The following is a 22,756-nucleotide window of genomic DNA, read 5'->3' as shown; positions in this document are numbered from 1 at the left end:
TGAAGAACAACTCCTGATTCCATCAATTCGCCATTGGGCCCAGACAATTTTTCTCTCATAAAACCTTTGTATCACAGCCGTTTCTATGATAAGATTCATTCGGTACTTAATGGATCGAGAGCCGGCCCTGTCGGATGAAAAGGAGTCACCCATAGATGGAAAGTGTTCGAAAAGCCCCCTATTTACTGGCGTGCGTCTTCATTGCAACGCCATTTGCCCATTTGATGCTGCCCTATAGTCATATACCCGTGTCTTTTATTATCTTGAGCTTGATGCTGGCAACAGCCGATAAGCAGGCGCCCCATATCACCCTGGTCATTGGCCTGGTGAGCCTGGCGGTTCAGACGTTTATCCTGCATCAATTGAAAGCACCCGTCAATTTGATTCATCTGGGTGCGCTCCTGGGAACCCTGGCTCTTTTTCTGGTGAATGATCAAACCCTGCAGCAGTCCATCAAAAAGTATCGCCAGAAAAACCTGGAAATGGACATGACCCAGGCCAGCAGCAAACTATTGAGAGAAATGATCAAAAGAACCATTGATCAGGAAACCAGCCGGGAAGCGGCAGATCAGATTGTTCATCTCCTTTCCCGGCATTACGCTTTTGATGCCTGCACCCTCTTTTTGACAAATCAGGATCACCAGCTGACAGTCAAGGCCACCACCGCCTCCGGTGATGATTATGAGGCGTTGGAAGCCATTGCCCGGGGCCGGTTTGAAGAGGCGAGACACACCGGAAAGGCCTCAGTTTACAAAGAGGGGGAGTCCATCGCCAAATGCCTTCATTCTGTCAAAAGGGGCATGAGGGACAGTTATTTCTGCCTGATTTGGGAACGGAAAGATCTCACGGGTGCTCTGCTCATCGAAAACAAATCCGACAAACATCTGAATAAAACGGTGAATACAGGTTATTTCAAGCTGATTGTGGCGAACCTGCGGCTGATCCTTAAAAGCGCCCTGAACCATGAACAGGTGGTGCGGCTCACCATGACAGATGCATTGACGGGTGCTTTTGATGAAACATATCTGAACCACATTCTGACCCAGAAAACGGCAGAGTATCACCTTGCAGGCAAATCCTTCGTCATCGCCATGGTTGACATTGATCGGCTGGGGCAGCTGAATGACGCCCATGGTCACGCTTTTGGCGATTTGGTACTGAAAGAAGTGGCCAGTTTCATCGGGGAACATGTGCACATGGATGCCAAGGGAGAGATGCTTTTTCGACTGGCGAGCGATCAGTTTGTGATTTTCTTTTCAGAGGTGGAGGCCGACACCATTGCCATCCCCCTGGAGAACCTGAAAAACCAGCTGGCCAATCGAAAGATTTCCGGTGAACGGGGAGAAGCGGTCGCGGTGACGGCCTCCTTTGGAGTGGCAGAATTTCCCGGCGACGGCAGCAGTGCCGGTGAGCTGATGGCCAATGCGGAAGCAGCGCTGCGAAAGTCAAAGGCTGACGGACGAAACAGAATCACCCATTTTGAAGCACTGTCATCATCTTCGGCAATCATTCAGGCACCCTTGTGATAACTCAATGTTCCGATGTTACAAAGTACGCAATTCAAGAATCCCTGGTAAAGAGGATTCTTTTTTTCTGTTCATTTTTCAGATGATCTTCACATAACTGACAAATAATCAACAAACGAAATCGCTACAATGAAAATGTCAGCGGATGTCAAATCATCCGTTGGCATTCGTCGAAGGATTTTCAGCCAGTCAGTCGATCAATCAAACAGATAAAGGAGAGGAGTGGCATAGATGGCACTGACAACTTTCAGACGGCACGAAAAGAAATACCTGTTGAATCATGAACAATGGCAGGCAATGATGGCCCTGCTGCCCCGTTATATGGAACCGGACAGCTACGATCGGGGAGGAGCAGGTTATACAGTCTACAATATTTATTTTGACACACCCCAGCATGATCTGATTCGGCATTCCCTGTCAAAACCAAGTTTTAAAGAAAAGCTCAGGTTGCGGAGTTATGAAGTGCCCGTGGATGAAAAAGCACCAGTGTTTCTGGAGCTGAAAAAGAAAATCTGCGGGACTGTCTCCAAGAGAAGGCTGATGCTCCCACTGTCAGCGGCGATGACCTTTACAGCCACAGGAGAGTTGCCGGCTGTTTCTGAAGAGTCAGACTGGCAAAGCCGTCAGGTGGCGTCGGAAATTCAGTACTTGTTGAGTCGTCATTCACTGGCGCCCAAAGTATTCATCAGCTATGAACGAACGGCTTACTTTTGCCGAAATGACCAGCGCTTTCGCATTACCTTTGATCGCAACCTCATCAGCCGTCGAAATCAAATTGACCTGCGAAAAGGACGGGTGGGAGAACTGATTATCCCGGAAGACCGCATTCTGATGGAAATCAAAACAGTTGGCGCATATCCCCTGTGGCTGACACGCCAGTTGTCTGCAGCGGGGATCTACCCTACCAGCTTTTCCAAATATGGGGAAGAATACCGGCAGTATGTCCACCGGGTTCAAGCGGTCAAACAGCAGGTGCGACCGTTCTCTGAAAAGGCAGCGTCCGGTGATCACCCGAAGGATTTCGAAGGGCTTTCACATGCTGTTCAAATATGAATTTTGAATGCCGGGCAAAGATCTGCCGGCGTCCACATTACCGATTGTAAGGAGTGACACAATATGTTGGATACAATTTTAACCTCAACCACCGCAGAAGCCTTTACGCTGGGCGGGGCCCTCACTGTGGTGTTGTCTTCACTGATTTTGGGGCTTTTCATCAGTCTGGTGTATATCCAGACCCATCAACAGGAAGGGTATGCCGGCAGCTTTGCCGTAACGCTGATCATGCTTCCGGCCATCATCGCCGTCATCATTTTGCTGGTGGGCAACAACGTTGCCAGAGCCTTCAGTCTGGCGGGTGCATTTAGCCTCATTCGATTTCGCAGTGCTCCGGGAGATCCCAAAGACATTGCGTACGTGTTCTTTACCCTGGCGGTGGGGTTGGCCTGCGGCATGGGTTTCATTGCCTACGCAGCCATTTTTGCGGTCATTCTCTGCCTGGTGATGGTGCTCATCACCCTCACCCGATACGGTGTTTCCACTTCTCCCAAAATGCAGCTGAAAATCACCATTCCCGAAGACTTGAATTACCACGGTCATTTTGACGACATTTTTGATACCTACCTGTCCGATTACCGGCTGGTGCGGGTGAAAACCACAGATTTCGGATCTCTCTTTGAGTTATGTTACCGAGTTGCCATGGTGAATCCTGATTCGCAGAAGGAACTCATCGATGATATTCGGAAACGCAACGGCAATTTGAATATTGTCCTCAGTTTGACAGAAAATCATGACTGGGGATCATAAGAGGGTGCAACCTTCGATGGTTACCCTTGCCAGACTTGGGCCACTGGTTTCATGCTGAAAAAAACACCGACAAGCTTTCCGAAGCTGTTCGTTACCAAATTCCTTGCTTTCATCGTGCTTTGCCTGCGATCCGGGGCGTGTGTCAACGACACATGCCCTTTTTAGTGCCCTCAAAACACAGAGAAAAATGAGTAAATTGCAACTTAAAATAAAAATCTTTCTTAAATACAATGATTTCCATCAAAAAGGCTTGATCAAAAATGAGAAAAGAGATATAATCTCTTTCAATGAAAAAGGGCAAACAAACGCTTAGGAGAAAAAATGAAAGTTATCATTTGATCAATGCGTTTGTTCAAAAAATGAATGATAAAATCGAGTGGTCGTCAAATATTCCGAAGATATGTGGCCATTAAAGACAGCTTAAAGGAGGAAGAAACATGTTGAAAATCTGGGAAAAAGGGGTGTATGTCGTTGATGAAACATCCATCATCACCGACGAACCCGCATCACAGCAGCTGCTGGAAAAACTGACAGGCGGGCAGCCTGAAAGAGAACGGGCCAGACAAGAGACCATCACTTACGCAATGCTGGCGGCCCACAACACCTCGGGAGACATGGAGAATTTGAAGCTGCGATTTGATGCCGTGGCGTCCCACGACATTACCTATGTGGGCATCATTCAAACCCTGAAAGCCAGCGGTCTGGAACGGTTTCAACTGCCCTATGTGCTGACCAACTGTCACAACAGCCTGTGTGCCGTTGGCGGCACCATCAATGAAGACGATCATCTCTACGGGTTGAGTGCTGCCCGAAAATATGGCGGCATCTATGTGCCGGCTCATCTGGCGGTCATTCATCAGTACATGCGTGAAATGATGGCCGGTTGTGGCCGCATGATTCTGGGATCAGACAGTCATACCCGGTACGGATCCCTGGGAGCCATGGGCGTCGGAGAAGGCGGGCCGGAACTGGTGCGCCAGCTGCTGGGGGAAACTTACAACCTGAATTATCCTGAAGTGGTGGCAGTCTATCTCACAGGAACACCCCGACCCGGAGTGGGACCACAGGATGTGGCCCTGGCCCTCATTGGCAAAGTGTTTCACAGTGGGCTGGCCAATAACCGGGTGCTGGAATTCATTGGTGACGGCATTGACTCCCTTGATATTGAGTTTCGCAACGGCATCGATGTGATGACCACTGAAACCACCTGTCTCAGTTCCATCTGGCGAACAGACGAAAAAGTGCGGGAATACTATGGGATTCATAGGCGCGCAGAAGACTATCGATGTCTCCAACCCGGGCAAGTGGCTTACTATGACGCCCTGATACACCTGGACCTGTCAGCCGTCGAACCAATGATCGCCATGCCGTTTCACCCTGCCAACACCTATACCATTCGGGAAATGAAGGAAAACCTGGATGAGGTGCTGCATGAAGTGGAATTGAAAGCCCGTCAGGGGAAAGATCAGCTGGGTGCAACCTTTTCATTGAAATCCAAAGTCAGAGATGGCCGGCTTTATGTGGATCAGGGCGTGATTGCAGGCTGTGCCGGAGGCACTTACGGCAACCTGTGTGCTGCGGCAGAAATTCTTTCGGGAAAATCCATTGGAGCCGGCAGCTTCTCGCTCAGCGTTTATCCCGCCAGTCAGCCGGTGAATATGGCACTTATGGAAAATGGGTCTTTGGCAGCCCTGATGGAAGCAGGGGCCACCCTGCGCACAGCCTTTTGCGGCCCCTGCTTTGGGGCGGGAGATGTGCCGGCCAATAACGGTTTCAGCATTCGCCACACCACCCGCAACTTCCCCAATCGGGAAGGCTCCAAACCCGGCAGCGGGCAAATGGCGTCGGTGGCCCTTATGGACGCCCGTTCCATCGCAGCAACAGCTGCCAACGGCGGTGCCCTGACAGCAGCGACAGAAGTTGAAATGACTGGAGAGTTGCCGCCGTACACCTTCCATCAAGAGATTTACACCAAGCGGGTTTATGCCGGTTTCGATCAACCGCAAGCCAAGGAGTCTCTTGTGATGGGCCCCAACATCACCGAATGGCCGGAGATTTCGCCCCTCACCCGGCACCTGCTCTTGCAGGTGGCTTCGGTCATTCTTGACCCGGTGACCACCACCGATGAACTGATTCCTTCGGGAGAAGCTTCTTCCTACCGTTCAAACCCCCAGCTGTTGGCAGAGTACACCCTTTCAAGACGAGATCCGGGCTATGTGGCAAGAGCCCGTCAAACACTGGCGCTGGAAACGGAGCGTACACAGGGAAGAAGTCCCCTGCTGGAAAATGAAGTGCTGGCATCATTAGGGCAGGAGATTAAGGCGTTGATCCCTCAAATTCAACTGGAAGAGGTGGGGGTTGGCAGCCTCATCGCAGCCCGAAAACCGGGAGACGGCTCTGCCCGGGAACAGGCGGCCAGCTGTCAGCGAATTCTCGGAGGCTGGGCTAACATCGCCAATGAATATGCCACCCGCCGGTACCGTTCCAATGTCATTAACTGGGGAATGCTGCCCTTCCTCTATCCTGAAGAACTGGACTTTCAGGTGGGGCAGTACCTGCTGATCCCGGAGATCATCCAGGCTCTGACAGAAAACAGGGATACTGTGAAAGCCTATGTGCTGGGGCAAACAGGAGAACAACCGGTCTCATCCCTTCAACTGAAGCTGCCTCCCCTGAATGAAGAGGAACGGCAGATTATCAGATCTGGCTGCTTAATGAACTACTATCGGGATCAGCGCCAGAAAGAGAAAGATCAGTTATCAACTGCATGACAATCACGTCATCACAAATCATTTGCCGCATTCGTTTGCTGAAAACTTATCTGGGTAATAGCCTTATATAAGTCGAAATACGTGATGGTTTAAGAGGGCACGGCAAATGCCGCCCCTTGAAACTGTCGGGTAAAACAGAAGGCGTCAAGCGAGACGAAGGAGGTTTTAAAATGCGAATGGAATACGGCATTGCGGCACTTTTTGGGACGTTCTTTTTATTCTTTTTTCTCATCGCCATAGCTTCCTATGTGTTGGCAGCACTGGGACTGTACACCATGGCTCAAAAGAGGAACATTGAAAATCCCTGGGTTGCCTGGATTCCCGTGGCACAACTCTACATTCTGGGCAAGGTGATTCGCACTCTGAACATTGGCGGTTATGAAATTCCCCAGGTGGAGCTGGTGCTCCCGGGAATTGCCATTGCCAGTGTTGTTTTGGGAATGATTCCCCTCATCGGGACTGTTATCTCCATTGCAGCGGCGGTGATCAGTCTCTTTGCCCTCCACAAGCTCTATAAGATTCACCGGCCCGATCAGGCGGTGCTGTATCTGCTTCTCAGCATCATCATTCCCTTCATGGGGCCTGTCTTCATATTTCTGATGCGCAATGATGCACCCGTTTTTGAGGAAGTGAGATAAAACAGCCATTGAATTGAAATAATGCCTGTCAACAACAAACAGCCGGCACAGATCCATTAAGATCTGCCGGCTGTTTGTTGTATTTTTTGCAAAGCGGACTCATCGATATGAATTTGAATGGAGGTACCGGATGGTTCTTTTTGAGTTGATGAAATCGTGAGAGAAGAATGGATGCCATAGGCCAGCTTTAAACGAGAGTCCACATTCTTAACGCCATACCCCAATTCAGCAGGAACACTGTGGTGCCAGATGTCCTGCTTGAGATAATCTGTTAAATTGCCGATGACATCGGCAGGCATGCCCACACCATTGTCTTTAACCTCTAAAACCACCTGACCATTCTGGCGGGTGCCCCTTATGCAGATGTGTCCCTTGGTCCGCAGTCCTTTCGTGCCATGAACAATTGCATTCTCAACAAGCGGCTGCAACAGAAGTTTTCCAATGGGGTATTGGGAAATGGCGGGATCAAGGAAGAGGCTGTATTCAAATCGTTCTCCAAAGCGAATCTTCTGAATATCCAAATAGATGCCAACCATTTCAAATTCTTCTCTCAAAGCAAAAAATTCACTCCCTTTACTGAGAATAATTCGAAAAAGCCTTGCAAGACCATTAACCATCTGACTGACTTCCTGCTGGTCGTTTTCCAAAGCCAGCCAGTTAATGGAATCGAGGGTATTGTATAAAAAATGAGGATTGATCTGATAATCCAATACTTTTAACTCAAAAAGACGTTTTTGATGCTGCTCTTCTTTAACGTTCTCGACCAGATCTTCGATGTGATGGGCCATTTCGTTAAAGGTGTTGCCGATCATTTGAATTTCATCATTTCCTCGCAAGGAGATGCGTGTTTTCCAGTTTTTATCGCCAAAACTTCGTATGGCTTTTTCCAGCTGGTGCAGCCGATCGGTGATGGATTTGGTTCCATATATTGAAATGAAAATAGCTGCCAGCAAAAAGAAGGTGTAGCTCAGAAAAAGCGTTTTTCTAAAATCATTAAAGCGCTGAATCATGTAAGATTCATCAATCCCTGCGATAATATGGTTTCCAGATTCATTGATCGACAGATAAAGGTGCCAGGGCTGACCCTGCCAGAAAGAAGAAAACAAGCCGTCTCTGATATCATCAAATGGAGGTGTGTTTCCTCCAGATATTTCATGACCATCATAGATCATCCACCTTTGGCCGTTTTCGTCAATAAGGCCAAATATCATGGTTTCGTAGTAACTGTAGGTGTAAAAAGAGTTTTTTACTTTTTCAAGGGAAAGATTGATAACAATATAGCCGGCAATTTCTTGGGGGTTGTCAATACTGTGGATTTGACGTGCCAGCGTGATCACGTTATGATCCTGCGTCAAAGCATCGTTAACACTCCAGGAAAAGTCGGAGCTATCAGAAAATTGAACGGATTGCAACACGTGAGAATTTTTCAGATCAGAAGGAGAAATATGATAATCATAGATGGGAGAAGTGCTTAAATAAATATCATTACTACAGCTGATGACAGCGATGGAAAAAACGTCCCAAAGGATACGGTAATGCGAGAGAATTTCTTCCATGGTGCGGTTATCAAGATAACGATCATCTGACAACTGTTCTTTGTACCAAATATCGTAGGGGTACCCGGTCATAAGGCGCGGATATTTTCCAGTTAGGATGCGCTGCACATCGGGATTGACAATAACTTCGCTTGATAAGGCTCTCATATTGTTAAAAAGACTACTGATCTCGCGGGAAACAGCGTGATTCAAAACGTGCAACATATTATCCATTTCAAGTGTTTGCTGCTTTAAGTGCTGGTTCATCAGATGCTGAATCATGAATAGAAAGATCATATTGGGCAGTATGATAATCAGTAAAAGTTTATAGATGATGCGCCGGCTTATCTTGTTGCAAAAGGAAGCCAAGTGGTGCTTTGTAATATCAATCATCCATTTCACAGCCTTTTCATTAAGCTTCACGGTATTTTGAGGGGTTCACACCGACCCATTTCTTGAAGTATGAGCTGAAATAGAGGGGGTTTTCATAGCCAACATGACGAGCCACTGTGGAAACTTTGAGATTGGATTGCAGCAACAATTCTTTTGCTTTTTCCATTCTTACCTGTGTCAGGAACTGCATGCAGGGAATGCCCATTCTTCGTTTGAAGAGCTGGGTGAGATAATTGGGATGAACAGAAGCATGATCAGCAAGCTCCTGCAGAGAGAGGGCGGGATTTTGATAGTAATTGCGAATGTACTGAATCGTAATTTCCACCACATCTTTTGGATACAGCGCATTACCGGAGATGGGATTGGGGCTGATTTCTGTCAGAATTTTTTCCAGTGAATCAAAAAGAAACTGGCTTACCACAGGCTTGGTGATATATTGACAAACCTTTAATTCAATGGCCTTTTGTGCCAGGTGAAAATCTTCATGGCCTGAAAGAATAGCGCACTTGATCTCAGGGTACAGTGTGTTCACTTGCTGGATCAACTTCAGTCCATCCATGTGTTGCATATAGATATCTGTGATTATCAGGTCAGGCAGAGACGCGGTTTTATGGAGCCATTGAAGGGCGGTTTCACCATCGTCCGCAACGCCAATCACCCGAAATCGACACCACTGTTTTACCATGTTTTCCAAGCCTTTGCGAATAATAGCTTCGTCATCAACAATTAGTATTTTCAACATAAATAACATCATCTCCAACGATGAGAATTGAGAGACTCGCAAGATTGTTTTGGGAAGGGTGTGCAGGAGGGAAGCGGTGAGAATCAGTGATGCACCTAAAGAAGCGGACGAATCTTTGCGTAGGCTTCATCGACAGCTTCTTCAACGGGCTGGTTGCCGCTGAGTGACTGGTGCAGCATATCTTGAAGATAGACGGAAATTTCGGGGTAGTTAACTCCGTAGTCTCCAAGCCTTGAGAAATCCAAGCTGTCAATAAAAACCTTCAAATGTTCATCTGCCTGCCACTCAGGCTCGTCAAGTAATTTGGTTTGGGCAGGCAACCTCCCGGTTCTTAATAGTAAGGGTACCAAGTTTTCTTTTTCCTGGGTAAACTTAAGGAAATTCCATGCAGCCTCTTTGTGGGAGCTGGTGGCAGTGATAGCCCAGTTCTCGCTGCCCAGGCTGGTGGCGTCATAATGATGGCCGGGAAGTTTTCCAACGCCCCAACGCAGATGGGGAAAGTTTTTCAGCAATTTGACCTGCCAGCTTGAATTAACCATCATGGCGACTTTGCCCTGACTGAACTGAACCATCACTGTTTGAGAATTGTCCCTTAAGATGTCCTGGGGCATATAACCATGATCGATCATTGTCTTCCAAAACTGAAGAGCTTCCAGAGTGCCGCCATCATTAAGTGTTTCAAGATCTGAACCTGTTTGCCATAAAAAGGGCAAAAAGGTGTAGATAGATTGCTGATTTTTAACTGCAGTTAGCTTGAAACCGGCAACGTCTTCTGTGGTAAGTTTTTCGGCAGCGAGCAGCAGTTCATCCCAGGTTTCGGGTGGTTGAAGGTTGGCATTTTCCAACATGTCCTGGTTATAAAAAAGTGCCAGGTTATGTACGCCCATGGGCAGGCCGAAGATGTCTCCATTATAAGTGCAGCTGTTTAAAGGAATGTCAGCAAAAATATCCTGTGGATTATGCCACTCCATTACAGCTTCTGTGAGATCAAAAAGCACATCCATGGCAGCTAAGGTTTGAAAAAACGGATCATCAATCAAAATAATGTCCGGCATTTCGCCAAGAGCTGCGGCATAAACCAACTTTTTTTTAATGTCTGAAAAAGGGATATATTGCCGGTTAATATGGATATGGGGATGAATCGTTTCGTATGCGGCAATGACATCTGAAGTATCGCTTCCTTCAATGAGATAGTCCCACAGGGTGATGACGACGCGTTCTTCAACAGGGTTATCCTGCAAGATAGTTTCAGTGTGCTGCTGATGGCATGATACCAAACTGAGAGAAAGGAATAGAATCATGGCTGTCAAAATTTTTAATTTCAATCAAATCACCCTCGAATCTAACGATCAATCAGTGTTTCAAATATTGGTGTTTCCAGCCTATCACACAAGTCAATTATATCAGTTCATTATATCATTTTTGCAGTTAAAGACAGCTCTTCGGGAGAGCTGTCCAGACTGTAGACAAACTAAGATGAAGACAAGGGATTTGGTAAAGAGCAGCCTTGGAAATCTTGTCAGTGTTTTTCGAAAAGATGAGAAAACCGCCAGCGCCTGCTGTTTGAGCGAAGTGAGTTCAGGCGCTGTTTTCGAGACTTTCGACTAAAAACACACAAGATTGGAATCAGATGCCCTGGCCAAAGTCCTTTGTCTTCAACCTCGACAGCTCTTCGGGAGAGCTGTCTTTGTAGAGGATGAAAATAGCCAACTCAGCTACTTTCCTTTTAGTTCCCGGTCAAAAAACTCTTTGGTGAGGGTCATGAGGCGTTCCTGGTTGGTAAACTGAATCGAACTGTGAACACCACCAATGACGGTATAAAAAGTACTGTCAACGCCTCCTGCAATTAAGGCTTCGTGGAAATCTTCCCCTTGCTTAATGGGAATGACAGGGTCGCTGTCGCCATACATCAATAAGAATGCGGGGTCATCTGGTGTAATGTACTGAGTTGGTCCTGCTGCGGCCACCTTGGCTGCATTGGCAGGGTCATAGACATTGAGGCCTGTTAAGATTGACTCGTAAATCAAGTGAAGTTCGTCGGCTTTTGAAGGTGGATTAATCGTTAGCAGATCAATGGGAGCAGACCATGCTGCCACGGCCTGTACCTTGCTGGAGTATCCTGGCCAGTCGCCCTTGTCAAAATCAGCAATGCCTCCCGTTGTTCCCAGCATGGCAGCCAGGTGCGCGCCCGAAGAATGTCCCCAGGTACCAATCTGATCAGGATCAATATTATACTTTGCTGCATTGGCGCGAAGGAATCGAACAGCTGTCTTGGCATCTTCCAATTGAGCAGGGAATAGGTGGTTGGTACTTGCTCGCCAGTCAATAAAGACAATCACATAGCCACTTCGGGCGATTTCCGAAAACATGGGCAGGTTGACAGACCGATCAGCATACCGCCATGCATTTCCGGTAATGTAAACAATGGCTGGCAAGGGTTCGTTGCTGGTTGGGCGCAAAATATCCATGGAAAGATTTGGTTGATTTCCTTCACCCGATTGAGAAAAATTAACATCCTTGATCAATTTGACATGATATTGCTCAGTCGGTTGTAGATCCAATGCGTGCTTTCCCTGAGCAAAGCTAAATTGAGTGAGCAGTAACAACATCACGAGTGTCATGCACAGGGTTTGTTTCAATTTGATAATTTTCATTGATTATCCTCCTTTTATTGTGAAAATGCAAACGAAAAATGAAAACGATTTCTTGGTGGCCCTGATTATATTATCTGTCAATTCTGAGATTTATAAATGAATAAAGTTAACCAGTTTACATGAAGAATATTAAGGTTGCATCTTGCAGCTTATCCTGAGAATGGAAAAGTTTCGATCCAAAAGAGTAGCAACGATGCAGGCGAAGGGGGATGAAAAAATGGAAGTGATTCCATGGATGGACGAATGCAACGTGTCAGAGAACTGATGAAAATAACTCATCACAGATTCACATAGCTTCTGAGTGGAAGAGGGTGTCATAAAGTCAAGTAAATCTACAATGACACTAATTGACAACTGTTTGAGAAGCAAGTATGCTAAAACAAAGTCATCTGTTTCGGGAGGTGAAGGCCATTCGAGTTCGAAAAAGTGATGCAGGCACCAAAGATCTTCCAGGCGGTCTTGAGTCTTCGGGCACCTTCGAGCTCTGGCGTCGTCTCCTGCTTCTTTTGAGCCTGGCGGTGGGATTCTGGTTATTTGCCTATGCTTCACCGGCGCCTCTGGTGAGGCTGGAGGGAGTGGACATGCAGCGCCAGCAGCGCCGGGAGATTGAACGGCCCTTTGCCACAGAGACGCAGCGCCAGCTGGCGGCCCTTCCTCTGGAAGCGTACGTGCAGGCCATTGCAGGAGATGATTTGTTGATGCTTCAGGGAGCGGCATGGCCAGAGTTCACAGAAGCGTTGAATTTGCTGGAACGCCGGGTGGTTCCAAAGGAATGGAAGCATCGGGTGCAGGCTGAAACGTTGAAAAGCGGTTACACTCCCCGAATCTATTTTCACCCGGAGGAAGCACCAGTGGCCGGCTGGTTCAGCCATGCAGGCGGAAACACAGACTCTCTGTACCTGGTGATTGAAAACCAGGGATCACCTCCCACCTATGCAAAACTCACGTACTTGCCTTTTCCACTGGAAGAGCTCAGGATTGGCGGCGGTTCAGCGCTGGATCTCCCGCCTTCGGGAATGATCCGCAGGGCCCGGCCCTTCGGTTATGGGGTGATGTTGGCGGGACTGCTCATGTATGGGCTGTTGCCGCGCCCCCGCCGTTACAAAGGGGCCATCACACACCCCCGTTTCAAAGTATGGCTGGCCGACGTGGCCATGGTCATGCTGTTTCTGGTGTTTTATGCCATGCCTTTTCTCATCAGCGGCGGATCCCTTCAGGCCGTCACCATTGCACTGCCGCTTACGGTGATTTTTTGGGGCATGGCGGGTCTGTCTCTCTGGATCATGTACATCAATGCCTGGACCGCCAGCTTCGAAATGGTGGTGACGAATGACAGCCTTGCCATGGGATCATATCGGGGGCACGTGGTGGTGCCTTTCGGTGAGGTGGAGTCGTTTCAGCCTGTGGTGAAAGAGTCACCCCGGTGGATGCGGCGCATGACCTGGCTGGGATTCCTGGTTTCAAAGGGCTCCATGAAGTTTCTCATGGCCAGCCAACTGGTGACGGGAGCAGGCACAATGGCCCAGGGGATTCGCCTGAATCTCAGGGGTGGTGATGAGATGGATTTCTGGATCACTGATCAGTGGCAGCAGGAGATGCTGGTGGGCGGCAGCGGGCTGGTTCATCATCTTGAAACCGCTGGTATCCCCAGAATCCCCCAACCAGCCACTGACAGAAAGCTCTCCTACCTGCCGGCCAGTGGTGCATGGCAAAAATCCCCCATGGTGGTTCCGCTGCTGGTGATGCTGGCAGTCATGGGAATTGTCATCAGTGGAAGTTTCTTAATGTAACAATGGCAACCACCTTAACACACAAAAGGAGTGATCAATGCAATGTGGAGCACGTTACTGGCAGTACTGATCGTGGTCATTATTTTATCGGGGATGGGGCTGGTGGTCTTCTACAACAGCACCATCAAACTGCGCAACCTGGCACGAAACGCCTGGGCGCAGATCGATGTGCAGTTGAAGCGGCGGTCAGATTTAATCCCAAATCTGGTGGAAACAGTCAAAGGATACGCCGCTCATGAGAAAGAAACCTTTGAGCTGGTCACCCGGGCCCGGGCAGAAGCCCTGCAGGCCCAGTCGGTGGAAGACCGCCAGCAGGCGGAAAACGCCCTCTCGGGTGCATTGAAATCGCTGTTTGCAGTGGCAGAGGCTTACCCGGAACTGAAAGCCAGTGAAAACTTCTCCCAATTGCAGCGTGATCTGGCGGAAACAGAAAACAAAATCGCCTACAGCCGTCAGTTTTACAACGACACCACCATGAAGTTCAACACCAAAATCGAAGCATTCCCCGGTGTGTTGCTGGCGGGAATCATGGGATTCCAGGCGATACCATACTTTGAAGTATTGGAAACATCAGAAAGACAGGCCGTTCAGGTACGGTTTTAAATTGAAAAACCCCCTGATTTGAACCGAAAAATGGTTCAAGTCAAGGGGTTTTTTGGTGTGTATGGAAAGATGGTTTGCTGCCATGCTGTGCTTACTGCCCTACCGGGCCAGATAAAGGACTGCCAGCAGCAAGCCTACAATCACCATTCCAATCAGGGCCACTTTTCCCTTTGGTACTGGTGCCTGACCGACAGAGCCTGAAACGGATGTGGGTGGGGCAGCGGCGGACGGTGCAGCAGCCCCCAGGCCGGCGGTCTGATGGCCGGCTGATGGTGGTTGCTGTGGTTGCGGCTGTGGCGGCGGCATCGCATGGGGCTGCTGAGAAGCGGAAACCGCCCCGGAGGTTGGAGGTGCAGCAGCCGCTTCGAAAGCCGCCTCAGAAGATGCGGTTGAACTGGGTGGTGCAGCAGCTGTCCCGGCGCCCAGCAGCGCAGCCTGAAAGTCGGCAGCTGTCTGAAACCGATCTTCAGCCTTGACAGCCATGGCACGAAGAAGAGCGGCTTCAAGAGGCGCATCAATCGCTACACCCAGGGCCGAAGGGGGGATCAGATCATCCTGTGCCAGCCGGTCCAGCGATTCCACCGGCATCTGACCGGTAATGGCCCGGTAAAAAGTGGCACCAAGGGCATAAAGATCAGTCCAGGGGCCCTGCAGTCCCCTTGAGCGATACTGCTCTTCTGGTGTGTAACCGGGTTTGAGGATGATGGACATGCTGTGTCCCTTGTTGGAAACAGACTGGCGGGCAGCGCCAAAATCAATGAGAATGATCTGGCCCTTTGCCGTCATAAAGATGTTGTCGGGGCTGATGTCCCGGTGGAGTACGTCATAGGCGTGCACCTCCCGAAGGGCATCCAGCACAGGCATGAAAACCGACAGCGCCTGGGGAACACTGATGATGCCTTCGTTGTTCCGAATAAATTCTTTCAGCGTGATCCCCTCAATATAGTTCATGACAAAGTAGGCGGTCTGGTTGGCCTCGAAATAATCCCGCACCGAAACGATGTTGGGGTGGGATTCGAAACGTGCCAGCGTTCGGGCTTCCTGCAAAAATTTTGTCAGACCATCATCATAGTGCGCCCGCAGATTTCCCGAATGGATGCTTACTTCGGCATTCCCCGGCAGCCGTGTGGCCAGATCCTGAGGCATATATTCCTTGATGGCCAGATTGATTTCCAAATTCAGATCTCTTGCCAGATAAGTAATGCCAAACCCTCCCTGGCCCAGGGTACTTTCAATCTGGTATTTTCCCTGCAAAATCGTACCGGGTGCAAGGTGGGTATGGTTTGAGTCAGCCATGGCAATAACCTCCCTCCAAAATCGTCAACTGCTGAACTATATTTTATCATATGAAAATCATCCGAAATAGAGCGGCAAAGATGACAAATGAGAGGGATTCGGTAGGCAATGACAAAAGGTGACGTTATGGGAGGAAAAACATGACAAATGCATGCAAACGTTTGCATATAATTGAGGCCAATGACCTAAATGTGCTATAATATTGCTACAATATTCCGAAATAATATGTTTGAAATTGAGGCATATTAGCGGGCACAATATGACATGCAACTTCGGGGCATGTCATCAATGAATGGAACTTTTTTCAGAGGAAGTGATCATCATGTCCATGGTGGTACGAAGATGGGCGGGAGTCGTTCTCTTGCTCATGGGAATCGTTCTCTTTTTTATTTTCTTCCCTCAAAACACTCCTGACACTGACCCGATTTCAGAGGAGTGGCTTGATGCCGCCCGCCGGGTTCAGCAGAGCGAACTGGCGCTGAAGCCTTTGCCCGGCGGTTCAGACCAGCAGAGGGACAGTGGAGCCGCCACAGAACATCACTATGAGCCGGAAACCTTTGTGCCAACAACGATGACCATCCCTGCTCTTGACTTTGAAATGGAAGTCATAGGCGGTGATGTCTTCAGTGATGCAGATCTGCGTATTGCCCCTGTTCACTTTCAAATGAGTGACCTGCCGGGAACACGCCAGGGCAATACCGCCTTTGCCGCCCACCGCAGAGGGCAGTATGCCTACTTTAGAGACTTGGACCAACTGGCAGCCGGTGACCCCATTTATCTGAAAACCGACAGCCATGTGCTGGCCTATGAGGTTGCCTGGGTCAAAATTGTGGACCCTTACGACTGGAGTGTTATTAATTTCACAGAAGTGCCGGCCATCACCCTTCAGACCTGTGAGCCGAAAAACAGCCCGGCGACTCACCGGCTGATTGTGAGGGCCTACCTGAAAGAATGGCAGCCTATCGAGTCAATGGAAGTGCAGGAAGCACGGGAAGTGACACAGACACAGCGAATCAATGCCGGGATGCGGCAACCGGATACTGAAACACAGCAACCAGATACCAATGGGCAGCTAACAGATAAAGGAGTGCTGATGAATCCATGAATGCAGCAGAAAAATCGCTGGTTGTTTTTCAGGCGCAGCACCAGGGAACCCGAGAGTATCAGGAAGACGCCCTGGGGGTCACCAGCCTGGATGATGTGGAACTGATCAACCAAAAGGGGTATCTGGCGGCGATTGCCGACGGCATGGGAGGGTTATCCCACGGCAGCAGGGCCAGCCACGCGGCCATCGACAGATTTCTAAAGGAACACCGTGAACGGCCACAGGAGGAACCGGCCGCCGCATTTCTGCAACGTACGTTACGCATTGCCAATGTCAGCGTGTTTGACAAAGCGTTTATTGACGGGCAGGAGGTGGAGCTGGGTACCACCCTGGTGGCAATACTCATAGAGACAGATAAGCTCCACTGGATTTCTGTCGGTGACAGTCACATTTTTCATTTCAGAGAGGGGCGATTGCAGCAGCTAAATACAGAGCACGTCTATGCCAATCAGTTGAAAATGCAGGTGAAAAACGGGGAAATGACAGCAGCGGAAGCACAGGTTCATCCTGAACGGGATCACCTCACCAGCTATCTGGGACTGCCGGAAATACCTGAAATTAACCACGGCCAGGAACCATTGCAGTTGAAACTGGGCGACCGGGTGATCTTATGTTCCGATGGTTTGTCGGGAGTCCTGACCCGGGAGGAGATGGAGGCACTTCTTAGCGGTCACCATCATGATCCGGCAACCGAAATGATCCGGCAGGTGCTGGCAAAGCAAAAGCGGCACCAGGACAATGTGACAGTGATTATCGTCGAATGCACTGCATAAGACAAAAAACCAAAGGAGTGAATGGGATGAAGAGCAGAAGAAAATTAATGCGCTATGCAGCAGTATTGGCAGTGCTGGCATTGTTAATGACATGTGTGATCGTGCCGGTGCATGCCAGTTCACCCTCAGAAGCCAGAAAAAGCGTAGTGCGGGTAACCGTTTGGGACGCAGATGTACAGCGGGATTTCAATGATCCCTATGCCGGGTACCTGGGCCATGGCTCCGGTTTTGTGGTGGGAGATGGCGAACCCTTTGAATACATCGCCACTAATTTTCATGTGGTAGACAAAGATTACATCAATATGCAGCTGGGTGATATGTGGATGGATATTTTTGGTCGGGAAGTGCGGAACATCTCCGTGCGCGTCTGGATATCAGCCGATGACCTGGTACCGGCCACTGTGTTCCATTCACTGCCCAATGCCGACATGGCCCTGCTGAAAATTGACCCCAATCATCTGCTCTACGGCTATGAACCCCTGGTGATGGCAAACCGTGACCAGGTGAATGTGGGCGATGATGTCTGGGCGCTGGGTTTCCCGGATCAAAACGTGGAAGACTTCCGGTCCTCCTATTACACCGATGTGGTCATGACCAAGGGAATCATCAGCAAAACCACCACCTGGAACGGCATTGGTGCTTATCAGATTGATGCCCCCATTAATCCTGGAAACTCCGGTGGTCCCCTGGTAAATGAACTGGGTGAAGTGGTGGGGATCAATACATTTACCTTTATGGAAGCACAAAACGTGAATGGGTCCATGCAGATTGACTACCTGACAGAGGTGTTAGATCGCCGGGGCATTCGCCAGCCAAAAGGCACTGGTGCAGCCGCAGCTCCTGCACCCGCCGCCACACCGGAACCAGCCTCCACCCCCGAACCGGCACCCACACCGACCCCTGCACCACCGCCGCCACAACCAGAGCCAGAATCCGGCGGGTCCATGCTGCTCATCATTGGGGGCGCAGTGGCACTGTTGGTGGTCATTGGCGTGGTGGTGATGGTGATGAAAGGCAAGAAAAAAGAAGCCCCTGCCCAGGCATCTTTCCAGTACGGGCAGTCAGGCCAGCCCCAGTTTCAACCCCATATGCCGCCGCCGCAGATTCCCAACTCCCAGAGTGTGGATCCAGGCGTCACCCGGGCAAAACCAGCGGCCCTTGATCCCCAGACAGCTCCCATGACAAAAGCCAAAACAGGAGCTGCTGTCACCCCAGGCCCCGGCATCAAAGGAATCTCCGGTCACTTTGCTGGCCAGTCGGTGGAATTTGTCAACGGTCAGCTCACCATCGGGCGCGATCCTCGAATGGCCCACCTGGTGTATCCTCAATCCTTCGAAGAAATCAGCCGAAAACACGTGACCATTCGGTTTGACGATAAAACCCGTCAGTTTGTGCTGGAAGATTCTTCCTCCAACGGCACCTTCCTTTCATCCAGTGAACAGCTGGATTCAGGGAAGCCCTACTACCTGAAACCGGGTGACCGCTTCTATCTGGCAGACCCCAAAGAAGTCTTTGAACTGACGGTGACAGGTTGACAATGACAAGATGACAGGATGGGAGTTTCAAACCGATGAGTAAGCCTTATGGAACTTGAATAACAGGCTTTATAACAACTGAAAAAACAGCCTTTCAGAACCAGTGAAAGAACAGGTGAGCGTTCATGAAAATCCTGACAGCCTCCCTTACAAAACCGGGAGGGCGAAAATACAATGAAGATGCCCTGTGCTTTGATGAACAAGCTGCCAGAGCCTTTGCCGCCCTGGCAGACGGCCTGGGCGGCCATCGGGGCGGACGGATTGCTTCAGCCATCGCCGTTGAAACAGCCCAAATCACCTTTTGGCAGCAGGGAGAAGGGCTCCACCGCCTTCAGGAAAGCCTGCTGGAAACCTGCGCCCGTCAGGCCAATGGTGCGCTGCAGCAACAGCAGCAGGATGACCCCTCCCTGGGCCGCATGAAAACCACTTTGGTGCTGTGGGCCTGTGACAGTGACCAGGCGGTGTGGGGCCATGTGGGAGATTCCCGTCTGTATCATTTTCGGGAAGGGGTGCTGGTGTCAAGAACAAAAGACGACAGCCTGCCCCAGAAACTGGCAGATATTGGAGAAATATCTGAAGATGCCATTCGCCACCATGAAGACCGAAATCGGCTGACGGCCGTGCTGGATGGAGGGGAAGCGTTGCGGTGGCATGCCGCCCGTGTTTCCATCAGTCCCGGCGGCCAAGACGCCTTTCTCCTGTGTTCCGACGGGTTTTGGGAACTGGTGACAGAGGCTGAAATGACAGCATTTTTGGCATCGGCGCCATCGCCGGAGGCATGGCTGAAAAGCATGGAGAATAGTTTGCTGGAACAGGCACCGTCCGACCATGACAATTATTCGGCCCTGGCTGTGTGGATGCGGTGATCACGTGACAATCCGATGAATCACCGGCAGGGGAAAAATCACAAGAGGGGGTTACAGCATGAATCAGTTGACAAGATGTAACAACGGCCACTACTATGATGCCTCAAAACATAGCGGGTGCCCCTACTGCGGGGTGCAGAGCCTGGATATTGACATTCAGAAAACCATGGCCAAGCGTCCAACGCCTCCACCGGCAGCAGGCGGGAAGGGAGCTCCCGCTCAGGAAGGCCGCACCATGGGCGTTTTCCATAAAAAAATGGGCATTGACCCGGTGGTTGGCTGGTTTGTTTGTATTGAAGGGCCAGACCGGGGCAGAGATTACCGCATCGTGGCAGAAAAGAACTTTGTGGGGCGCAGCAATACCATGGATATTTGCATCGAAGGCGATGAAACCATCTCCAGGGAAAATCACACCATCGTCAGTTATAATCCCAAAGATCATAAGTTTCGCTTGTATCCCGGAGACGGCAGGGGGCTGGTGTATCTCAACGACGAAGAGCTGGTGATGCCGGCGGTACTGAATCCCTACGACGTGATCGAACTGGGAGAAACCAGGCTGATGTTCCTGCCCTTCTGTGGAGAAGCCTTTACTTGGAAGAAAAAAGGCTCAACAGAAACTGAAGAATCATAGGTGACAGACACAAACAGGCTTAATTCGACAGCGGCCGACGGATTCAGACTGTGACAGATAAGGGTGATGAAAGATGGAAAATACCGCCTATTGCATGGGATGCATGGCCCAGGGAGGCTCTGAAGCCCATTGCGCCATATGCGGCTGGCTGGCAGGCAGCCCGGCTTCATCTGCCCTGCATCTGCCGCCGGGAACTCTGCTCCATGGCAAATACCTGGTGGGCAGAGCCCTGGGACAGGGTGGTTTCGGCATTACCTATATTGCCCGTGACCTTTACCTGGACAGAGTGCTGGCCATTAAGGAATACTTTCCCCGGGAACTGGTGACCCGTGACCAGGACGGCTGTTCTGTCGCCCTTTACCACCAGCAGCAGATGGAGCAGTACCAGTACGGAATGGAAAAATTTCTGGAAGAAGGCAGAACCCTGGCCAAGTTTGAAGGGCATCCCAACATTGTCTCGGTGCAGGATTTTTTCGAGAGTCACCAGACAGCCTATCTGGTGATGCCCTACATTGAAGGGGTGGCCCTCAGTGACTATTTGAAAAGCCGCCAGTCGGTCCTTGCCTTTGATGAAGCACTTCAGATCATGATGCCGGTGATGGATGCCCTCAGCACCGTGCATGAAGCCGGTATGCTTCACCGGGACATCAGCCCTGACAACATTTATATCAGTCGACATGGGCGGGTGATGATTCTGGACTTTGGGGCAGCCCGTCATGCCATGAATCAGCAGAACCGGCAATACTCCATTATCCTGAAACCCGGCTATGCTCCGCCGGAGCAGTATCGGCAAAAAGGAAACCAGGGCCCCTGGACAGACGTGTATGCCGTGGCCGCCACCTTTTTCCAGGCCATCACCGGCACCATGCCCCCCGATGCCCTGGAGCGAATGGAAGCAGATACCCTCCGGTGGCCCGACTGGATTTCAGACCAACTGCCGGAGACCAGACTTCTGGCCATTGAAACCGCCCTGGCCCCTCGGCCTGAAGACCGGTATCAGTCTGTCACCGCATTTCAAAATGCCTTGTTTCAGGGAGCCTCCCGGGCCGCAGTGCCGGTTCAGCCGGCAGCAGAGCCTCAGCAGCCCCAACATCCTTCGCATCCTCCGCAATCTCAAGGGACCAGGGCTGATCCCAACCCGTGGGAAGTATCGGCCATGCGGCATCACCGCCAGCCCACCGGCAGTGAGTCGGTGGATGTACTGGCAAACCGCCCGGTGATGGCACAGCCTCATGGGCAGGAATCAGTGGTGACAACGCTGACGGTGGGCAGGGCCATGGATAACGACATCGTCATTCGGGACGACACCGTCTCCCGGTACCATGCCCGGCTGGTGTGTGAAAACCGGCAGTGGACCCTCATTGACCTGGAAAGCACCCACGGCACCTATCTGAATGGGGTCAGGGTAACACAGCCAGTGGTGATCAATCCTGGCAGTTACCTTCAGTTCAGCCAGGCCAGTGTGTACTTTGACGGCAATTACCTGTTGTCAGAACGGGGTGAAATCATTCGAACCCTCTGGCATTCCCGTGACAGCAGCCATGAACCCAACCTTCAGAGTGCCGAGGCCTTTTGGAGTCAGCCGTCTTCCGTCGGCATTTCAGGTGCGTCTGGCAATTCAGGAGCTGTCGGCAACCCGGGTGTTGCTGGCGGTCCCGGGGGCGATTTCGGCGCAGGGCAGTCACCCAGCCGGGGGTGGATGATTGGGGTAGCAGCGGTGGTGGCCCTGGCCCTGGTGGCCGCTGGCATCTTCTTCGTTCTGGGCGGCGGTGCCAGCCGGCATCAGAGTACCCCCCAGGCGCCCGGTGCCCAGACACCTCCCCAGCTGACCACAGGCACCATTTCTTATGACGGAGGCGAATATGCCGGCCAGCTTATGGAAGGCAAACCCCACGGCGAAGGCACCTGGACACAGGACAGGAGCAGTTCCACAGGCGCCTTTGGACAGCTGTCCGCCAGTGGTCAGCGTACCTACGAAGGGCAGTGGGAAAACGGTATGAAGCACGGCAGTGGCGTTATGAGACACCCCGACGGCTCCGTTCAGCGGGGAAGGTGGGAGCAAGACATATACATGGGCAGAGAATAACTGGCCTAA

General features: G+C 50.6%; 18 protein-coding genes and 1 pseudogene. 14 read left to right on the top strand and 5 right to left on the bottom strand.

The features are described from left to right. Nucleotides 1-155 precede the first annotated feature (155 nt). The 5 genes from QOL74_RS14165 to QOL74_RS14145 all read left to right on the top strand — a co-directional run bounded on the left by QOL74_RS14165 (nucleotide 156) and on the right by QOL74_RS14145 (nucleotide 6,738). Nucleotides 156-1,526 (top strand): sensor domain-containing diguanylate cyclase, encoded by a 1,371-nt coding sequence (locus tag QOL74_RS14165; RefSeq protein WP_283410151.1) that lies wholly within the window; start codon nucleotides 156-158, stop codon nucleotides 1,524-1,526. Between the two features lie 231 nt (nucleotides 1,527-1,757). Beyond that, nucleotides 1,758-2,579 (top strand): polyphosphate polymerase domain-containing protein, encoded by an 822-nt coding sequence (locus QOL74_RS14160; RefSeq protein ID WP_283410150.1) that lies wholly within the window; start codon nucleotides 1,758-1,760, stop codon nucleotides 2,577-2,579. Between the two features lie 63 nt (nucleotides 2,580-2,642). Continuing rightward, nucleotides 2,643-3,329 carry a DUF4956 domain-containing protein gene (locus tag QOL74_RS14155; RefSeq protein WP_283410149.1) on the top strand — a complete coding sequence of 229 codons (687 nt, stop codon included), beginning with the start codon at nucleotides 2,643-2,645 and terminating at the stop codon, nucleotides 3,327-3,329. A 437-nt stretch (nucleotides 3,330-3,766) separates the two neighbouring features. Beyond that, nucleotides 3,767-6,100 carry a hydratase gene (locus QOL74_RS14150; protein WP_283410148.1) on the top strand — a complete coding sequence of 778 codons (2,334 nt, stop codon included), beginning with the start codon at nucleotides 3,767-3,769 and terminating at the stop codon, nucleotides 6,098-6,100. A 170-nt stretch (nucleotides 6,101-6,270) separates the two neighbouring features. After that, nucleotides 6,271-6,738, top strand: coding sequence for a hypothetical protein (locus QOL74_RS14145; RefSeq protein WP_283410147.1), 468 nt, complete (start codon nucleotides 6,271-6,273; stop codon nucleotides 6,736-6,738). 56 nt (nucleotides 6,739-6,794) lie between these two features. Here QOL74_RS14145 and QOL74_RS14140 read toward each other — a convergent pair whose 3' ends face one another. The 4 genes from QOL74_RS14140 to QOL74_RS14125 all read right to left on the bottom strand — a co-directional run bounded on the left by QOL74_RS14140 (nucleotide 6,795) and on the right by QOL74_RS14125 (nucleotide 12,062). Then, on the bottom strand, nucleotides 6,795-8,666 hold the full coding sequence (locus QOL74_RS14140) for a sensor histidine kinase (RefSeq protein WP_283410146.1): 1,872 nt from the start codon (nucleotides 8,664-8,666) through the stop codon (nucleotides 6,795-6,797). Between the two features lie 19 nt (nucleotides 8,667-8,685). Next, on the bottom strand, nucleotides 8,686-9,408 hold the full coding sequence (locus QOL74_RS14135; protein ID WP_283410145.1) for a response regulator transcription factor: 723 nt from the start codon (nucleotides 9,406-9,408) through the stop codon (nucleotides 8,686-8,688). Nucleotides 9,409-9,503: 95 nt separating this feature from the next. Further along, the gene (locus QOL74_RS14130) at nucleotides 9,504-10,733 is read right to left on the bottom strand and encodes a sugar ABC transporter substrate-binding protein (RefSeq protein ID WP_283410144.1); all 1,230 of its coding nucleotides are present in this window, start codon (nucleotides 10,731-10,733) and stop codon (nucleotides 9,504-9,506) included. Nucleotides 10,734-11,123: 390 nt separating this feature from the next. Next, nucleotides 11,124-12,062, bottom strand: a complete 939-nt coding sequence (locus QOL74_RS14125) for an alpha/beta hydrolase (protein WP_283410143.1) — start codon at nucleotides 12,060-12,062, stop codon at nucleotides 11,124-11,126. 371 nt (nucleotides 12,063-12,433) lie between these two features. Between QOL74_RS14125 and QOL74_RS14120 the strand changes: the two genes are divergently transcribed. Next, complete coding sequence (locus tag QOL74_RS14120; protein WP_283410142.1) at nucleotides 12,434-13,852, top strand: hypothetical protein; 1,419 nt, start codon at nucleotides 12,434-12,436, stop codon at nucleotides 13,850-13,852. 42 nt (nucleotides 13,853-13,894) lie between these two features. Beyond that, nucleotides 13,895-14,455 (top strand): LemA family protein, encoded by a 561-nt coding sequence (locus QOL74_RS14115; RefSeq protein WP_283410141.1) that lies wholly within the window; start codon nucleotides 13,895-13,897, stop codon nucleotides 14,453-14,455. A 99-nt stretch (nucleotides 14,456-14,554) separates the two neighbouring features. On the opposite strand, the gene QOL74_RS14110 is transcribed toward QOL74_RS14115, so the two are convergent. Beyond that, nucleotides 14,555-15,751 (bottom strand): serine/threonine protein kinase, encoded by a 1,197-nt coding sequence (locus QOL74_RS14110; protein ID WP_283410140.1) that lies wholly within the window; start codon nucleotides 15,749-15,751, stop codon nucleotides 14,555-14,557. Between the two features lie 322 nt (nucleotides 15,752-16,073). Here QOL74_RS14110 and QOL74_RS14105 point away from each other — a divergent pair, with 322 nt between their 5' ends. The 7 genes and pseudogenes from QOL74_RS14105 (at nucleotide 16,074) to QOL74_RS14080 (ending at nucleotide 22,747) form a co-directional block, all read left to right on the top strand. Beyond that, the gene (locus tag QOL74_RS14105; RefSeq protein ID WP_283410139.1) at nucleotides 16,074-16,856 is read left to right on the top strand and encodes a sortase; all 783 of its coding nucleotides are present in this window, start codon (nucleotides 16,074-16,076) and stop codon (nucleotides 16,854-16,856) included. Next, on the top strand, nucleotides 16,853-17,629 hold the full coding sequence (locus QOL74_RS14100) for a PP2C family protein-serine/threonine phosphatase (RefSeq protein WP_283410138.1): 777 nt from the start codon (nucleotides 16,853-16,855) through the stop codon (nucleotides 17,627-17,629). The genes QOL74_RS14105 and QOL74_RS14100 overlap by 4 nt, the downstream gene beginning before the upstream one ends. Continuing rightward, nucleotides 17,617-18,354, top strand: a pseudogene (locus QOL74_RS18485) (S1C family serine protease); the annotation flags it as partial. The gene QOL74_RS14100 and the pseudogene QOL74_RS18485, both read left to right, overlap by 13 nt. A 9-nt stretch (nucleotides 18,355-18,363) precedes the next feature. Continuing rightward, the gene (locus QOL74_RS18480; RefSeq protein WP_430383875.1) at nucleotides 18,364-19,164 is read left to right on the top strand and encodes an FHA domain-containing protein; all 801 of its coding nucleotides are present in this window, start codon (nucleotides 18,364-18,366) and stop codon (nucleotides 19,162-19,164) included. 125 nt (nucleotides 19,165-19,289) lie between these two features. Further along, nucleotides 19,290-20,030, top strand: coding sequence for a PP2C family protein-serine/threonine phosphatase (locus tag QOL74_RS14090; protein ID WP_283410136.1), 741 nt, complete (start codon nucleotides 19,290-19,292; stop codon nucleotides 20,028-20,030). A gap of 58 nt (nucleotides 20,031-20,088) precedes the next feature. Beyond that, nucleotides 20,089-20,661, top strand: coding sequence for an FHA domain-containing protein (locus QOL74_RS14085; RefSeq protein ID WP_283410135.1), 573 nt, complete (start codon nucleotides 20,089-20,091; stop codon nucleotides 20,659-20,661). Between the two features lie 73 nt (nucleotides 20,662-20,734). Then, entirely contained in the window at nucleotides 20,735-22,747 is a 2,013-nt protein-coding gene (locus QOL74_RS14080; RefSeq protein WP_283410134.1) for a protein kinase domain-containing protein, read from the top strand. Nucleotides 22,748-22,756: the final 9 nt, after the last annotated feature.

The sequence above is a fragment of the Anoxynatronum buryatiense genome (assembly GCF_900182905.1).
GTDB classification, from domain to species: Bacteria; Bacillota; Clostridia; order Peptostreptococcales; family Tindalliaceae; genus Anoxynatronum; species Anoxynatronum buryatiense.
The sequence above is the reverse complement of the archived record's forward strand: the minus strand, read 5'-3'. Positions and strand labels throughout refer to the sequence as shown.

Coding starts and splice junctions, on each gene's coding strand:
- QOL74_RS14165 (WP_283410151.1), top strand. CDS start 156: ATGGAAAGTGTTCGAAAAGCCCCCTATTTACTGGCGTGCGTCTTCATT.
- QOL74_RS14160 (WP_283410150.1), top strand. CDS start 1,758: ATGGCACTGACAACTTTCAGACGGCACGAAAAGAAATACCTGTTGAAT.
- QOL74_RS14155 (WP_283410149.1), top strand. CDS start 2,643: ATGTTGGATACAATTTTAACCTCAACCACCGCAGAAGCCTTTACGCTG.
- QOL74_RS14150 (WP_283410148.1), top strand. CDS start 3,767: ATGTTGAAAATCTGGGAAAAAGGGGTGTATGTCGTTGATGAAACATCC.
- QOL74_RS14145 (WP_283410147.1), top strand. CDS start 6,271: ATGCGAATGGAATACGGCATTGCGGCACTTTTTGGGACGTTCTTTTTA.
- QOL74_RS14140 (WP_283410146.1), bottom strand. CDS start 8,666: ATGATTGATATTACAAAGCACCACTTGGCTTCCTTTTGCAACAAGATA.
- QOL74_RS14135 (WP_283410145.1), bottom strand. CDS start 9,408: ATGTTGAAAATACTAATTGTTGATGACGAAGCTATTATTCGCAAAGGC.
- QOL74_RS14125 (WP_283410143.1), bottom strand. CDS start 12,062: ATGAAAATTATCAAATTGAAACAAACCCTGTGCATGACACTCGTGATG.
- QOL74_RS14120 (WP_283410142.1), top strand. CDS start 12,434: ATGCTAAAACAAAGTCATCTGTTTCGGGAGGTGAAGGCCATTCGAGTT.
- QOL74_RS14115 (WP_283410141.1), top strand. CDS start 13,895: ATGTGGAGCACGTTACTGGCAGTACTGATCGTGGTCATTATTTTATCG.
- QOL74_RS14110 (WP_283410140.1), bottom strand. CDS start 15,751: ATGGCTGACTCAAACCATACCCACCTTGCACCCGGTACGATTTTGCAG.
- QOL74_RS14105 (WP_283410139.1), top strand. CDS start 16,074: ATGTCCATGGTGGTACGAAGATGGGCGGGAGTCGTTCTCTTGCTCATG.
- QOL74_RS14100 (WP_283410138.1), top strand. CDS start 16,853: ATGAATGCAGCAGAAAAATCGCTGGTTGTTTTTCAGGCGCAGCACCAG.
- QOL74_RS18480 (WP_430383875.1), top strand. CDS start 18,364: ATGGAAGCACAAAACGTGAATGGGTCCATGCAGATTGACTACCTGACA.
- QOL74_RS14090 (WP_283410136.1), top strand. CDS start 19,290: ATGAAAATCCTGACAGCCTCCCTTACAAAACCGGGAGGGCGAAAATAC.
- QOL74_RS14085 (WP_283410135.1), top strand. CDS start 20,089: ATGAATCAGTTGACAAGATGTAACAACGGCCACTACTATGATGCCTCA.
- QOL74_RS14080 (WP_283410134.1), top strand. CDS start 20,735: ATGGAAAATACCGCCTATTGCATGGGATGCATGGCCCAGGGAGGCTCT.